Below are 203 nucleotides of genomic sequence, written 5' to 3'. Positions count from 1 at the left end.
CGGGGAATCAAAGACTTCGCTCCATAAGGAGCTTCCCCATCACAGCTCAGCCTTCACGATAAGCGGATTTGCCTACTTATCAGCCTAACTGCTTGGACGTGCACAACCAATGGCACGCTTCTTCTATCCTTCTGCGTCCCTCCATTGCTCAAACGATAAAGAGGTGGTACAGGAATATCAACCTGTTGTCCATCGCCTACGCC

At 50.7% G+C, this 203-nt stretch carries 1 rRNA gene; it reads right to left on the bottom strand.

Features of this window, described 5'->3' with window-relative positions:
• A 23S ribosomal RNA gene (locus MR170_RS32185) occupies positions 1 to 203 on the bottom strand; the annotation flags it as partial.

The organism is Bacillus cereus group sp. BfR-BA-01524 (genome assembly GCF_022662595.1).
Taxonomy (GTDB): Bacteria; Bacillota; Bacilli; order Bacillales; family Bacillaceae_G; genus Bacillus_A; species Bacillus_A thuringiensis_S.
Note: the sequence above shows the minus strand (reverse complement) of the source record. Positions and strands in the feature narration are given on the sequence as shown.